Source organism: Pantoea sp. XAF26B01_ASV70 (assembly GCF_054512635.1).
Map to the genome: position 1 here is coordinate 148,633 of NZ_CM137251.1, position 13,510 is coordinate 162,142.

Annotated in this window: 16 protein-coding genes; 10 read left to right on the forward strand and 6 right to left on the reverse strand. The window is 54.6% G+C overall.

All coding sequences use genetic code 11. The features are described from left to right. The 3 genes from secB to cysE all read left to right on the forward strand — a co-directional run bounded on the left by secB (position 1) and on the right by cysE (position 2,377). Positions 1–471: a protein-export chaperone SecB gene (gene secB / locus ACX8ZY_RS00695; protein WP_010258229.1), complete on the forward strand. Its 471-nt coding sequence runs from the start codon at positions 1–3 to the stop codon at positions 469–471. Then, positions 471–1,487, forward strand: a complete 1,017-nt coding sequence (gene gpsA / locus ACX8ZY_RS00700) for an NAD(P)H-dependent glycerol-3-phosphate dehydrogenase (protein WP_187493094.1) — start codon at positions 471–473, stop codon at positions 1,485–1,487. Before secB ends, gpsA begins: the two co-directional genes overlap by 1 nt. A gap of 68 nt (positions 1,488–1,555) precedes the next feature. Then, a complete protein-coding gene (gene cysE / locus ACX8ZY_RS00705; RefSeq protein ID WP_010258225.1) occupies positions 1,556–2,377 on the forward strand; it encodes a serine O-acetyltransferase in 822 nt (273 codons plus the stop codon). On the opposite strand, the gene trmL is transcribed toward cysE, so the two are convergent. The 3 genes from trmL to cpxR are packed head-to-tail and all read right to left on the reverse strand — an operon-like array spanning position 2,374 to position 4,957. After that, positions 2,374–2,847: a tRNA (uridine(34)/cytosine(34)/5-carboxymethylaminomethyluridine(34)-2'-O)-methyltransferase TrmL gene (gene trmL / locus ACX8ZY_RS00710; protein ID WP_010258223.1), complete on the reverse strand. Its 474-nt coding sequence runs from the start codon at positions 2,845–2,847 to the stop codon at positions 2,374–2,376. The two genes, cysE and trmL, sit on opposite strands and share 4 nt — an antisense overlap. Positions 2,848–2,882: 35 nt before the next feature. Continuing rightward, entirely contained in the window at positions 2,883–4,262 is a 1,380-nt protein-coding gene (gene cpxA, locus ACX8ZY_RS00715) for an envelope stress sensor histidine kinase CpxA (protein ID WP_010258221.1), read from the reverse strand. After that, positions 4,259–4,957: an envelope stress response regulator transcription factor CpxR gene (gene cpxR, locus ACX8ZY_RS00720; RefSeq protein ID WP_009088062.1), complete on the reverse strand. Its 699-nt coding sequence runs from the start codon at positions 4,955–4,957 to the stop codon at positions 4,259–4,261. Before cpxR ends, cpxA begins: the two co-directional genes overlap by 4 nt. A 148-nt stretch (positions 4,958–5,105) precedes the next feature. On the opposite strand from cpxR, the gene cpxP reads away from it, so the two are divergent. The 6 genes from cpxP to ACX8ZY_RS00750 all read left to right on the forward strand — a co-directional run bounded on the left by cpxP (position 5,106) and on the right by ACX8ZY_RS00750 (position 10,606). Beyond that, positions 5,106–5,615: a cell-envelope stress modulator CpxP gene (gene cpxP / locus ACX8ZY_RS00725; RefSeq protein WP_010258214.1), complete on the forward strand. Its 510-nt coding sequence runs from the start codon at positions 5,106–5,108 to the stop codon at positions 5,613–5,615. A 455-nt stretch (positions 5,616–6,070) separates the two neighbouring features. Then, complete coding sequence (locus ACX8ZY_RS00730; protein WP_010258211.1) at positions 6,071–6,226, forward strand: con-10 family general stress protein; 156 nt, start codon at positions 6,071–6,073, stop codon at positions 6,224–6,226. 238 nt (positions 6,227–6,464) lie between these two features. Further along, on the forward strand, positions 6,465–7,367 hold the full coding sequence (fieF, locus tag ACX8ZY_RS00735) for a CDF family cation-efflux transporter FieF (RefSeq protein ID WP_033786471.1): 903 nt from the start codon (positions 6,465–6,467) through the stop codon (positions 7,365–7,367). 207 nt (positions 7,368–7,574) lie between these two features. Further along, positions 7,575–8,537 (forward strand): 6-phosphofructokinase, encoded by a 963-nt coding sequence (gene pfkA / locus ACX8ZY_RS00740; RefSeq protein ID WP_003851263.1) that lies wholly within the window; start codon positions 7,575–7,577, stop codon positions 8,535–8,537. Positions 8,538–8,680: 143 nt separating this feature from the next. Further along, on the forward strand, positions 8,681–9,670 hold the full coding sequence (locus tag ACX8ZY_RS00745) for a sulfate ABC transporter substrate-binding protein (protein WP_010258203.1): 990 nt from the start codon (positions 8,681–8,683) through the stop codon (positions 9,668–9,670). Between the two features lie 162 nt (positions 9,671–9,832). After that, positions 9,833–10,606, forward strand: coding sequence for a CDP-diacylglycerol diphosphatase (locus ACX8ZY_RS00750; protein WP_425021214.1), 774 nt, complete (start codon positions 9,833–9,835; stop codon positions 10,604–10,606). A 27-nt stretch (positions 10,607–10,633) separates the two neighbouring features. Here ACX8ZY_RS00750 and tpiA read toward each other — a convergent pair whose 3' ends face one another. Together tpiA and ACX8ZY_RS00760 are read right to left on the reverse strand one after the other, a co-directional pair. Continuing rightward, positions 10,634–11,401 carry a triose-phosphate isomerase gene (gene tpiA / locus ACX8ZY_RS00755; RefSeq protein ID WP_010258199.1) on the reverse strand — a complete coding sequence of 256 codons (768 nt, stop codon included), beginning with the start codon at positions 11,399–11,401 and terminating at the stop codon, positions 10,634–10,636. A 120-nt stretch (positions 11,402–11,521) separates the two neighbouring features. Then, entirely contained in the window at positions 11,522–12,112 is a 591-nt protein-coding gene (locus ACX8ZY_RS00760) for a DUF1454 family protein (protein WP_033773144.1), read from the reverse strand. 98 nt (positions 12,113–12,210) lie between these two features. Between ACX8ZY_RS00760 and ACX8ZY_RS00765 the strand changes: the two genes are divergently transcribed. Next, positions 12,211–12,645: a DUF805 domain-containing protein gene (locus ACX8ZY_RS00765; protein WP_010258192.1), complete on the forward strand. Its 435-nt coding sequence runs from the start codon at positions 12,211–12,213 to the stop codon at positions 12,643–12,645. Here ACX8ZY_RS00765 and fpr read toward each other — a convergent pair. Beyond that, complete coding sequence (gene fpr, locus ACX8ZY_RS00770; RefSeq protein WP_010258190.1) at positions 12,636–13,382, reverse strand: ferredoxin--NADP(+) reductase; 747 nt, start codon at positions 13,380–13,382, stop codon at positions 12,636–12,638. The genes ACX8ZY_RS00765 and fpr overlap by 10 nt on opposite strands. Positions 13,383–13,510 lie beyond the last annotated feature (128 nt).

The window sequence follows — 13,510 nt, forward strand, 5'->3', positions numbered from 1 at the left end:
ATGTCAGAACATAACACCAACGAAATGCAATTCCAGATTCAGCGCGTATTCACCAAAGACATCTCTTTTGAAGCGCCAAATGCACCACAGGTTTTCCAGAAAGAGTGGGAACCGGACGTTAAACTGGATCTGGACACTGCATCTTCTCAGCTGGCTGACGAAGTTTACGAAGTGGTACTTCGTGTGACTGTAACCGCCACCGTGGGCGAAGAAACCGCTTTCCTGTGTGAAGTTCAGCAGGCCGGTATTTTCACCATCAGCGGTATCGAAGGAACGCAGATGGCACATTGCCTGGGCGCATACTGCCCGAACATCCTGTTCCCGTACGCACGCGAATGCATTACCAGCCTGGTATCACGTGGTACCTTCCCGCAGCTGAACCTGGCACCGGTTAACTTTGATGCGCTGTTCATGAACTACCTGCAGCAGCAGCAAGGTGAAGAAGGTGCTGAACCACATCAGGATGCCTGATGACAACTCACGCTTCGATTAGCGTCATCGGTGCCGGTTCATACGGCACCGCTTTGGCGATTACGCTGGCCCGTAACGGCCATCCGGTGCTGTTGTGGGGACATAACCCGGCGCATCTGGCGCAGCTTCAGAGTGACCGTTGCAACACCGCTTTCCTGCCTGATGTCCCGTTCCCCGACCATCTTTCTCTTGAACCTGATCTGACTAAAGCTATTGCTGCCAGCCGCGATTTATTGATCGTGGTGCCGAGTCATGTGTTTGGCGAGGTGCTGCAGCAGATCAAGCCTCATCTGCGATCCGACTCGCGTATTGTCTGGGCGACCAAAGGGCTGGAAAAAGAGACCGGACGCCTGCTGCAGGATGTGGCGCGGGAAATTGTCGGCGATGCTATTCCGCTGGCCGTGATCTCCGGACCGACCTTTGCGAAAGAGCTGGCTGCCGGATTACCGACGGCTATCGCGCTGGCCGCAACGGATGCGCAGTTTGCTGAGGATCTGCAGCAGAAGCTGCACTGCGGTAAGAGCTTCCGCGTTTATAACAACCCTGACTTCATCGGCGTACAGCTGGGCGGTGCGGTAAAAAACGTGATTGCTATCGGTGCCGGGATCTCTGACGGGATTGGTTTTGGCGCGAATGCACGTACCGCACTGATCACCCGTGGTCTGGCTGAAATGAGCCGGCTGGGCGCCGCGCTGGGTGCCGATCCCACCACCTTTATGGGGATGGCGGGTCTGGGCGATCTGGTGCTGACCTGTACCGATAATCAGTCACGTAACCGTCGTTTTGGCATGATGCTGGGCCAGGGCGAGGATGTAGATAGCGCGCAACGCATTATCGGACAAGTTGTAGAAGGCTACAGAAACACCAAAGAAGTCAAAGCATTGGCTGCCCGTTTTGGTGTGGAAATGCCGATCACCGAGCAGATTTATCAGGTGCTGTATTGCGAAAAACCGGCGAGAGATGCAGCATTGAGTCTGCTGGGACGAACAAGGAAGGACGAAAACAGCACTGGCTAACGCAGGACGCGTAGCATAATCACCTGCAGCGCCCATTCAGGCGCTTTTTTTATCGGGAGAAAACAGCAATGTCGTCTGATGAGTTAGAACTGGTCTGGAATAATATCAAAGCAGAAGCGCGCGCCCTGGCTGATTGTGAGCCGATGCTGGCCAGCTTCTTCCACGCGACATTGCTCAAGCATGAAAATCTCGGTAGTGCACTGAGTTATATGCTGGCCAACAAGCTGGCTAACCCGATTATGCCCGCCATCGCCATTCGTGAAATCGTTGAAGAAGCCTACCGTGAAGATCCGTCGATGATTATGTCAGCGGCGTACGATATTCAGGCGGTGCGTCAGCGTGACCCGGCAGTCGATAAATACTCCACGCCGCTGCTCTACCTCAAAGGTTTTCACGCCTTACAGGCCTACCGCATTGGTCACTGGCTGTGGAATGAAGGCCGGCGCGCGCTGGCGGTTTATCTGCAGAATGAAATCTCCGTCTCCTTTGCCGTCGATATTCATCCCGCCGCCAACATCGGCCACGGCATCATGCTCGACCATGCCACAGGCATTGTGATTGGTGAAACCGCCGTGGTTGAGAATGATGTCTCGATCCTGCAATCGGTTACGCTGGGCGGAACCGGCAAAACCAGCGGCGATCGTCACCCGAAAATCCGTGAAGGGGTGATGATTGGTGCCGGTGCGAAAGTCCTGGGCAATATTGAAGTTGGCAAGGGAGCCAAAATCGGTGCCGGTTCCGTGGTGTTACAGCCCGTGCCGCCGCACACCACTGCAGCAGGCGTACCCGCGCGAATCGTTGGTAAGCCAGGCAGTGAAAAGCCGTCGATGGATATGGATCAGCACTTTAATGGCAGCCTGGCGGGTTTTCAGTTTGGCGACGGCATCTAGTCTTTAATCAGCGCGCCCGCATAATCAAGCTGGCGCCACGCTTCATAGACCACCACCGAGACGGCGTTCGACAAATTCATACTGCGGCTTTCCGCTTTCATCGGGATACGGATTTTCTGCTGAGCCGGTAAAGCCGCTAAGATCTCAGCCGGAAGTCCACGGCTCTCCGGGCCAAACAGCAGATAATCGCCAGCCTGATACGCTACGGCACTGTGTGCGGGCGTACCTTTGGTCGTCAGCGCAAACAGACGCTCAGGCGACTCTGAGGCGATAAACGCCTGATAGTCGGCGTGGAATTTAATGGCAGTAAATTCGTGGTAATCCAGCCCGGCGCGGCGTAAACGCTTGTCATCCCAGGCAAAACCAAGCGGCTGAATCAGATGAAGCTGAAAGCCAGTATTGGCACACAGGCGGATGATATTGCCGGTATTCGGCGGAATTTCTGGTTCAAACAAGACAATGTTAAGCATAAGGCCCCCGATGACAGGGGCCGAAGCATAGCAAATTATTGGCGAGCGGAGGAGTAGAGCGGCAACCAGAGGGTCAGACGCAGGCCGCCCAATGGGCTGTCATCCGCTTTAACCCAGCCGCGGTGTTGCTGCACTGCCGTTTCAACAATCGCCAGGCCAAGACCGGTGCCGCCTGATTCGCGATCGCGTGCTTCATCGGTACGGTAGAACGGCCGGAAAATCTGTTCACGATCTTCCGGACTCACGCCAGGACCATCGTCATCAACGTGTACCGTGATGCCGGAAATATCGACGGAGAAGCTGACGCTGATATGGGTGTGGGAATAGCGCAGCGCATTGCGTACGATATTTTCCAGCGCACTCTCCAGCGCATGGGGGTTACCATAAAGCGGCCACGGGCCAGGCGGATAGGGGATATCCATCTTCTTGCCCATCTGCTCCGCTTCGAAACGGGCATCTTCCAGCACCCCATTCCACAACTGATTCGCCTTCATCGCTTCGCTGACCAGCGCATTTTTATGCTGGGTGCGCGACAGCACCAGCAGATCGTTAATCATGCCATCAAGACGCTGTGCTTCCATTTCAATGCGGCCCAGCTCTTTGCCTTCACCCTGGCGCCGACGCAGCAGCGCGGTAGCCAGTTGCAGACGGGTGAGCGGGGTACGAAGCTCATGGCTGATATCTGATAACAGACGTTGCTGACCGGTCATCATCCGCTCCAGCGCACTGACCATCTGGTTAAAGCTGGAACCCGCCGCCAGAAACTCCTGTGGGCCCGATTCCAGTTCCGGATGCTGACGCAGGTTTCCGCTTGCGACTTCGTCGGCAGCATATTTCAGCTTACGTGCCGGACGTGCCAGGCTCCAGGCCAGCCAGAGCAGCAGCGGGGAGCTGATGAGCATGGTGACGATAAGCAGTAACAGGGGACGGTCAAACAGCAGATTCACGAAATCGAGCTGGGAACTGTTGGCGGGACGAATCATGTAAAGCTGGTAGTTATCTTCGCCATCCCGAACGGCGAAAGGCCCAACCAGCTCAACACGACCATATTTCTTCTTCTGCGGATGATCGGCATTGTCTGACTGGCCGATAAAATTGCGGATAACCTGCATTTCGTTATGTTGCGCGCCGATCACCCGACCTTCACTGGTGACTAACAGCAGCCGCTGACCCGGCGGTGCCCACTTTTCCACTGCCCGAAACAGACGACGCCACCACATCAGATCGTTAGGGGGATCCTGTGACAGCTCTGCTTCGACGTGTTGCTCAATCATGATGCCCTGCCGCTGTTCACTTTCCAGCAGCGAGGTCATCTGTCGTGAATCGAGCTTGGGCACCATTAGCACCAGCATCAACACCAGCGCCAGCGTCAACCAGAAGATGGCGAAGATACGGGTGGTCAGACTTCCAATCATGATGCCGAAACCATCAGATAGCCGCGGCCACGTAAAGTTTTGAACCAGGGATGACCGTCACGGCGTTCAGGCAGCTTGCGACGCAGATTGGAGATATGCATATCAATAGCGCGGTCAAAAGGCGTCAGGCGTTTGCCCAGCACTTCCTGACTCAGGTGCTCACGCGACACCACCTGGCCCAGATGCTGCGCCAGCAGATAGAGCAGGGTGAACTCCGTGCCGGTCAAATCCAGCGTCACATCATCAAAACTGGCCTCCTGACGGCCGGGATTGAGACGCAGGCAGTCCACTTCCAGCGTGGGCGAGCTATTATCGTGTTGCTGCTGCTGTTCACTCCAGTTTGAGCGCCGCAGAATAGCGCGGATACGCGCCACCAGTTCACGATCGTTAAACGGCTTAGGCAGATAGTCATCTGCGCCCAGTTCGAGGCCCAGTACGCGATCCAGCTCGCTGCCGCGCGCCGTTAGCATGATGACGGGGGTTTGATGTTGCTGACGCAGTTCTTTCAGGGTGTCGATACCGTTTTTCTTCGGCATCATGACATCCAGTAAAAGCAGATCAATTGAGTTATCGAGCAGGTTCAGCGCTTGTTCACCATCGCTGGCTACCACCACTTCAAACCCTTCCATTTCTAACAGTTCTTTTAAAAGCGAAGTTAATTCGCGATCGTCATCTACCAACAGGATTTTATTCATTTTTGTAGCCCTCCGCAGGCAAAATACCGTGTTCCTGGCGCACCTATCCATCGCTTTACGTAGTTTTACACCCCCTGACGGATGTTTGCAGCTGTCGCCGTACACTGGCTCTCGTTGAATCGCAAAACGGAACGAACTGGAGTACACGATGCGCAAATTAACCGCCGTCGTCCTTGCCTCAGCGATGGCTCTGAGTGTCGCCAGCGCAGGTGCTAAAGATGCGACGACGATTGACGAGATGCATCATGGCGGATTGCCGACAGGCAGTATGACGCAAAATCCGCAAAGCCACATGTTCGATGGCATCGAGCTGACTGAAGAGCAACGTCAGCAGATGCGTGACCTGATGCAACAGGCCCGACATGAGCGCCCGGTCGTCCATATTGACGATATCGCAGCACTACATGAGTTAGTGACTGCAGACCAGTTTAACGAAGCGGCCATCCGCGAGAAGGCGGAAGTGATCGCCAGAGTTCAGGTTGAACAGCAGGTCGAGATGGCGCGCGTACAGAATCAAATGTTCCAGCTGCTAACGCCAGCCCAGCAGTCGGCGTTACAGCAGAATTACCAGCGGCGACTTAATGAGCTGCGACAGTTTTCGAATTTGCAGTCAGCGTCATCGCTGCAGGCAGTGAGTAGTACCAGCAGTAACCAGTAACATAGTATCCCTGTTTTCCTTGCCATAGACACATCCCTGTCTTCCCCCGCCATGATGGTGGGGGTTTTTTTTATCTTTTTTTCACTTTTTTTATTTTGACTGGAATCATCACCCCGCAATAAAACCCTTGTTTGATTAGCGCTTGTTGAGCTTTTATGGGTAAGTCTCACCGATTCCTTACTATTCAGGTCATGACTTAAATTTAAGCGTACCGGTAAGGGTTTTACCGCCTGTTAAATATTATAACTCACTGAAAGTGAATGAATTACAGGCAGGCATAGAAAACTTTAATTATGTTTTTCAATGAGATAAATCCCCCGCGTTACGCTTGCCGGTTCAGGCGCACCCTCTACACTTAATCCTGTCACTGCAGGGAAGCTAAGTGTCTTTGCGAAGTCTCAGGGAGCAGCAACCACATTATGTAGTCCTGAATGAATCTATTAACGGAGTAAGTTATGGCAGAGCATCGTGGTGGTTCAGGTAATTTCGCAGATAATCCGCAAAAAGCGTCTGAAGCCGGTAAGAAAGGCGGCCAGAGTAGCGGCGGCGGAAATTTCAAAAACGATCGTGAAAAAGCATCAGAAGCCGGGAAAAAAGGCGGCAAAAAGTAGTCGCCGCCTCTTTCTCAGCCCAGACCTGGGCCTGAATGTGGCTGGTACTGATGTGTATGACACTTTGCCCCGTCCTCCCACAGAGGCCGGGGCTTGTTTTTTTGTACCTGTCGCGCCTTCCCAAAAAAGCCTGATCCGTTGATCGACCCGCTAAGCAGTGCCCGTCTCACGATGTTAAACTTGAGCCATTCATTCATTTTGGTGCGCATCATCACTGATGCCGCACAGGGAACCTGGCATGCAACCCTCTTATGGCCGACTGGTAAAGCGTGCTGCGCTCGGCGCGACCATTCTTGCGTCTGTGCTGTTGCTCGTGAAAATTTTTGCCTGGTGGTACACCGGTTCGGTGAGTTTACTGGCTTCTCTGGTGGATTCACTGGTGGATATCGCCGCCTCGCTGACCAATCTGCTGGTGGTGCGTTATGCACTGCAGCCTGCTGACGAAGATCATACTTTCGGGCACGGCAAAGCGGAGTCGCTGGCAGCGCTGGCGCAAAGTATGTTTATTTCCGGGTCGGCGCTGTTTCTGTTTCTGACCGGCCTGCAGCATCTGGCGACGCCCAATGAGTTGCGGGCGCCCGGCGTCGGTATTGTAGTGACCGTGGTGGCGCTGAGCTCAACGCTGGTGCTGGTGGCCTTTCAGCGCTGGGTGGTTCGTAAAACCCGCAGCCAGGCGATCCGGGCTGACATGCTGCACTATCAGTCCGACGTCATCATGAATGGCGCTATTTTGGTTGCGCTGGTGCTGAGCAGCTATGGCTTTACCCGGGCGGATGCCCTGTTTGCGCTAGGCATTGGTATTTTTATTCTCTACAGCGCACTGCGTATGGGCTACGAGGCGGTTCAGTCATTGCTGGATCGCGCGTTACCGGAAGAGGAACGGCAGCAAATCCTGACGCTTGCGACAAACTGGCCGCAGGTGCAGGGCGTTCACGATCTGCGAACCCGTCAGTCCGGGCCGACCAAATTTATTCAGCTGCATCTGGAACTGGAAGATCAGCTGCCACTGGTGCAGGCGCATCGGGTAGCCGATCAGGTTGAGAAGGCGTTACGCAAAGAATTTCCCGGGTCAGACGTAATTATCCATCAGGATCCCTGTTCTGTGGTACCGTTCGAGAGAGAGGATTCTTTAGGTTTTTAACTTAAATGAATCAAATCGATACGGCAGGGATGACGTAACGCTAACATTGCTGCAAAAAATAGTGAAAAGTTGTCTGACCTGAATCAATTCAGCAGCAAGCCTTTGATATACTATCTGCCATCACGTGTCGCGCGAGTCGTAAAATGAGCTTCAGCAGCGATCGACAGGCAGGATTAACCCTTAGTTTTGAACAATCCAGAGGTTGTCATGATCAAAAAAATTGGTGTATTAACCAGCGGCGGTGACGCCCCAGGCATGAACGCAGCTATTCGTGGCGTGGTGCGTTCCGCGCTGAGTGAAGGACTGGAAGTTTTTGGGATCTATGACGGTTACCTGGGATTGTACGAAGATCGCATGATCAATCTTGATCGCTACAGCGTTTCCGACATGATTAACCGCGGCGGCACTTTCCTGGGCTCAGCACGCTTCCCTGAATTCCGTAATGAAGATGTGCGTCAGGTTGCCATTGAGAACATGAAAAAGCGCGGCATTGATGCGCTGGTTGTTATTGGTGGTGACGGTTCCTACATGGGGGCTAAGCGCCTGACTGAAATGGGCTTCCCGTGCATTGGTCTGCCAGGCACCATCGATAACGACGTTGCCGGAACGGATTACACTATCGGTTATTTCACTGCGCTGGAAACCGTGGTTGAAGCGATTGACCGCCTGCGTGATACCTCTTCATCGCATCAGCGTATTTCGATTGTGGAAGTGATGGGTCGCTACTGTGGCGATCTGACACTGGCGGCCGCCATTGCGGGTGGCTGTGAGTTCATCGTACTGCCGGAGTTCCCGTATACCCGTGAAGAGCTGGTAGCGGAAATCAAAGCGGGCATCGCCAAAGGTAAAAAGCACGCTATCGTGGCGATTACCGAGCACATCTGCGATATCGACGATCTGGCGCGTTTCATCGAAACAGAAACCAAGCGTGAAACCCGTTCTACCGTTCTGGGCCACATTCAGCGTGGCGGTGCACCTTGTGCGTATGACCGTATTCTGGCCTCACGCATGGGGGCCTACTCCATTGAACTGCTGATGCAGGGTTACGGCGGCCGTTGCGTCGGTATTCAGAACGAGAAGATGGTGCATCACGACATCGTCGACGCCATTGAAAATATGAAGCGTCCGTTCAAACGCGACTGGCTCGACACCGCGAAAAAACTCTATTAATTCCTCTGCGGGGTGTGCGACCTGGTGCGCCCCGGCATCCCGCCTCTATATTCCCCATGGTTATAACAGCTTATTTTTAATTCTTTTAGCTCTGTATTGGTTTATGTCACGCTTAGCTCATAACGACATTGGGAGAGTGCGTAATGAACAAGTGGAGTATCGGCGTTACCCTGTTGCTGGCCTCAACCAGCGTTCTGGCGAAAGACATTCAGCTGTTAAACGTTTCCTACGATCCAACGCGAGAGCTGTACGAACAGTACAATAAAGCGTTCAGTGCGCACTACAAACAGGAAACCGGCGATAATGTCGTGGTCCGTCAGTCGCATGGCGGTTCCGGTAAGCAGGCGACCTCCGTGATTAACGGCATTCGGGCGGATGTGGTCACACTGGCGTTGCAATCGGATGTTGATGCCATTGCAGAACGCGGTCGTATTGATAAAAACTGGATTCAGCGTCTGCCGGACAACTCTGCGCCCTACACCTCGACCATTGTCTTCCTGGTTCGTAAAGATAATCCTAAAGGCATCCATGACTGGAGCGACCTGACGAAGCCAGGCGTATCTGTTATTACCCCTAACCCGAAAACGTCCGGCGGCGCACGCTGGAACTATCTGGCGGCCTGGGGCTGGGCGCTGGATCATAACAACGGCGATCAGGCTAAAGCGCTGGCTTACGTCAGAGCGCTGTTTAAAAACGTTGAAGTGCAGGATTCCGGCGCACGCGGCGCAACCAACACCTTCGTTGAGCGCGGGATTGGTGATGTGCTGATCGCCTGGGAAAATGAAGCCTATCTGGCGGTTAACAAGCTGGGCAAAGACAAGTTCGAGATTGTCACTCCGAGCGAATCGATTCTGGCGGAACCGACCGTGTCGGTGGTCGATAAAGTGGTAGATGAAAAGGGGACGCGTAAAGTCGCCGACGCTTATCTGAAATACCTCTACTCGCCAGAAGGCCAGACTATCGCTGCACAGAACTACTACCGTCCGCGTGATGCTGAAGTCGCGAAGAAATTCGCCAGCACCTTTGCGCCAGTGAAGCTGTTTACCATTCAGGACAAGTTTGGTGGCTGGACACAGGCTCAGAAAGCCCACTTCGCCGATGGCGGCAGCTATGACCAGGTCATGAAACCGTAATGCGCTGCGGTCAGCGCATCCCTGCGCTGACCGCTTATCTCCCACAACCACGCCTTTTCTCCTTCTCCGCCCAGCCGCTGGGTTATCTGCCAGAATTCCCCGTGACATTTTTTTCTCGCCAGGCGAGGATGCAGGCTGCTAAGCCATTCAGGAAGCGTTGTTATGCCGACACATCGTCGTGCAACCCGCCTGGTTGCGGTTCTGCTGGTACTGGTCATTTCGGGGATGCTGGCTGCCGCACTGCATTTCAAAAAGAACAGTGATGCGTTGTGGCAGATCGTCAGCGAGAAATGTCTGCCTCACCAGCAGAGTGGTGGAGAACCTGCGCCCTGTCAGCGCGTCGATCAGCGGCATCGCTATGCCATGCTGAAAGATATGCACGGGCCGTTGCAGTATCTGCTGATCCCGCTCGACAGGATCACCGGCATCGAAAGCCCGCGGTTACTGCAATCCGCTACGCCCAACTACTTTGCCCTTGCATGGAATGAGCGGACTCTGCTTGCGCAGCGACGCGGCTCACCTATTGACGATCGGGTCCTGTCACTGGCTATCAATTCACAGTATGGCCGCACGCAGAATCAGCTCCATATTCATATCTCCTGCCTGCGACCCGATGTGCGTCAGCAGCTTGATCAGCTGACGCCGCAGCTTAGCGGGCGGTGGCAGAGCATCACGCTGCGTAAGCACCGCTACTGGCTGCGTGCATTGACCCCGGACGAGCTGACCCGGCAGAGTGCGTTTATCCGACTGGCCAATGAGCGGCCAGAGGCACGCGGCGAGATGGGGAAATATGGGCTGGCACTGGCTGAATTAAGTGATGGACGACTGGTGCTGATGGCGATAGAGCGAAACTGGCTGCTGCTGAACAGCGGTTCGGCGGAGGAGGTACAGGATCACGCCTGTCAGCTGATAGCGCCCATAAAAAAGGCGGCTTAAGCCGCCTTTAATCGGTACGTTTACTGCTTAGGCGCTTTTTGCAGCCGCTGCAGCTTTAACGATCACAGCGAAAGCGTCCGCTTTCAGTGAGGCACCGCCAACCAGCGCGCCATCGATGTCGGGCTGGGTGAAGAGCTCAGCCGCATTTTTATCGTTAACTGAGCCGCCGTACTGAATGATGACCTGTTCTGCGATAGCCGCATCTTTCTTCGCGATATGGTCACGAATGAATTTGTGAACGGCCTGAGCCTGAGCAGGGGTGGCAGATTTGCCGGTACCGATGGCCCAGACTGGCTCATAAGCGATGACCGCATCTTTAAACGCTTCGGCGCCCTGAGTTTCCAGAACGGCATCCAGCTGACGAGCGCAGACTTCTTCGGTTTTACCCGCTTCGTTTTCCGCTTCGGTTTCACCAATGCACAGCACCGGTACCAGGCCCACTGACTTCAGCACCGCGTATTTCTTCGCGATGAATTCGTCGCTCTCTTTGTGGTAAGTGCGGCGCTCTGAGTGACCGATAATGATATATTTCGCGCCGATATCTTTCAGCATCTCTGCGGAAACTTCACCGGTAAACGCACCAGACAGGTTAACGTCTACGTTCTGCGCACCCAGTGCGATGTGGCTACCGGAGATGGCGTGTTTTGCCTGCTCGAGATAGAGAGCTGGCGGTGCAATGGCGACGCCACAACCCTCAACGCCAGACAGTTCCTTGCGCAGACCGGCGATCAGTTCAGCTGTGATCTGCTTGCTGCCATTCAACTTCCAGTTACCCATAACCAGTGGATGTCGCATTCTATCCTCCGCATAAAGCGATACATGAAAAATCGCTGCCAGCTGGCAGCGTTGTCTGCCAGACAGTATAGAGATCAAATGTAGCGATGGCTTTGCTTTTCGTCATTTTCGGCCTCATCATCAGGGGCTGGCGAGCGCCAGTTTGACCGGCTCAATGGCGAAGGTCAGCCCCTTGTCGCCGTTGTCAGCCACCACAAAACGCAACGCGCCCTCGACCTGCGCAAAGTAGGGTAAATCCTTACCTTGCTTCAGCAAACCCTCCAGCTTTTTACGTCCCTCATCGGCGCTCAGTCCCGGTACAAAGAAGCGCAACATGGCGGTCATGTAGGCCAGCGCTTTTTGCTGTGAGGCGTTCTGATCCGGACCTGGCAACGGTAGCCAGGTAATCTGCAGCGTCTTAATTTTGCCGGTACCGGGCTCCAGCGCGGTAGACGCATAGAGAGTTTCATTGATTTTGCTGGCGGCGCGCGTCAGGGTGCTTTTGTCACCCCGATTATCAATGGCGCGATATTCCGGCAGCATCAGCGCCCCGTTGGCCTGATTATACTTTTCGCGGAACTGGCCGATAGTCATATCAAAGGTGGGAGCGCCCGCCAGCAGATAGGGGGCGGTGGGCAACGCATCGGCCCGATCCTGCGGTGGCGGATCGGCGGCAAAGACCGGAACCGTCAGCGCAAACGATAACAGCAGTGCGCCAGGCAAATTCTTCATTTTGTCGATCCTAACCCGTAAACTCAGGCGCAAATTAAAACGGTTTTTATCCGCGAGGTCAAAACCGCAGCGGTTCTCTTCTCTCTGGATGATAATGCATGACGTTACAACAATGGTGTTTTTCCTGGCGCGGCCGGCTGGGACGACGTGATTTCTGGATCTGGCAGGCGGTCTGGTTGCTGACAACAACCCTGTTATTCGCGTTAGCGGCTAACGACTGGCTTGATACTCAGATGGCGGCCTTTGGCGTGGTCTGCCTGCTGTGGCCCGCCAGCGCGGTTATCGTTAAACGGTTGCACGATCGTAATCGCCGCGGCTACTGGGGATTTCTGGTGATTGTTGCCTGGCTGCTGGTGGCAGGGAACTGGAGCATGCTGGACGGCATACTGCCCTGGCTGTTGGGTCGCGCCATTCCGTTTGTGTTACTGGCTGGCCTGCTGCTCGATCTCGGTCTCTTTCGCGGTACCCCCGGCGCTAACCGGTTTGGTACCGCGACTCAGCCGGTGAGATACCGGCAAACGGCTCACCAGTAATGTTCGCTGGTGATATGGCCCGGCTTACGCTTCAGGTGCTTGCGCATCTCGCGCGTCTCTTTCAGTAATTGCTGGGTGTCACGCACCATCTGCGGGTTGCCGCACAGCATCACATGGCTGCTGTCGGCATCCAGGCTTAACCCGGTGGCGCGCTCCAGCTCACCATTTTCGATCAACGCCGGGACCCGGCCAGTCAGCGAACCGGCGATCTCTTCGCGACTCACCACCGTCTGGATGTGCAGCTTGCCTTGATAATGTTGTTGCAGTTGCTGCATCAGCGGCAAAAAGCTCAGATCGGCCGCATAGCGTGCAGCATGGACCAGCACGATGTTTTCAAAGCGATCCAGCCCTTCGCCCTGCTGTAGCATCGACAGGTAGGGGCCAATAGCGGTGCCGGTTGCCAGCATCCATAAGGTTTTGCATTCAGGGACCTCATCCAGCACAAAGAATCCTGCCGCTTCTTTGGTGACCATCACCTGATCGCCAGGCCGAAGTGCCTGCAGATGCGGACTCAGTTTGCCCTCTGGCACGGTGACCAGGTAGAACTCCAGCAGATCATCTTTCGGCGCATTGACGTAAGAGTAAGCGCGCTGTACCCGCTCACCGTCGATTTCCAGTGCCAGCTTGGCAAATTGCCCGGCGATAAAGGGATCGATGGGCGCTTTTACCCGGAGACTGAACAGCGCATCCGTCCAGTTTTTCACTTCCTTTACTTCAGCATTGACCCACTCAGCCATAATCACTCCCTGGTTGTTGATTATTCAGGCAGGTCACTATTTTCGCGGCTGCCCGGTGAGATTGCCAGCCTGCGCCGGGGCAAAGGCTCTAATCGACAAACTGTTACTTTGTCTTTACAGGCTGGCCC